The following is a 712-nucleotide window of genomic DNA, read 5'->3' as shown; positions in this document are numbered from 1 at the left end:
GTCGTCAAGCAGGCCTACACCGTCATCCCGAAGGGCGTGCTGCGGGACATCGTCACCAGCAACCTGCCGGGCTGGACGAATACCCGGTCCTGGATCATCGCCCGGCCGATCGCCGGATTTGCGACGACGTTCGCTCAGCTGATCGTGGAGGTGGCCCCCGGCGGGGGAAGCCAGAAGCCGGAGCCGGAGGCCGGCGTCGAAGGCGTCATCTTCCTGACCAAGGGCCAGCTGATGCTGACCCTGGAAGGCGAGCAGCACACGCTGGAAGCGGGCGGGTACGCCTACCTCGCCGCCGGTGCGGACTGGTCGGTCAAGAACGACGGCGGCGAGGCCGCCAGTTTCCACTGGGTCCGCAAGGCCTACGAGCCGCTGGAGGGCTATACGGCCAAGTCCTTCGTCACCAGCGACCAGGACGTGGAGCCGTCCCCGATGCCGGGCACCGACGGCAAGTGGGCCACCACGCGCTTCGTGGACCCCAATGACCTGGCGCACGACATGCATGTGAACATCGTGACGTTCGAACCGGGCGCCTCCATTCCGTTCGCCGAGACGCACGTGATGGAGCACGGCCTCTTTGTCCTGGAGGGCAAAGCCGTCTACCGGCTCAACGACGACTGGGTGGAGGTGGAGGCCGGTGACTTCATGTGGCTGCGCGCCTTCTGCCCGCAGGCCTGCTACGCCGGCGGTCCCGGCAAGTTCCGCTACCTGCTCT

At 67.1% G+C, this 712-nt stretch carries 1 protein-coding gene; it reads left to right on the top strand.

What is annotated here, in order from left to right:
* Positions 1–712: bifunctional allantoicase/(S)-ureidoglycine aminohydrolase (locus tag AC5RVV_RS17715; RefSeq protein WP_494002663.1), on the top strand; the 712-nt coding region annotated here is incomplete at both ends.

Source organism: Arthrobacter sp. MDT2-34-1, assembly GCF_059091365.1.
The sequence above is the reverse complement of the archived record's forward strand: the minus strand, read 5'-3'. Positions and strand labels throughout refer to the sequence as shown.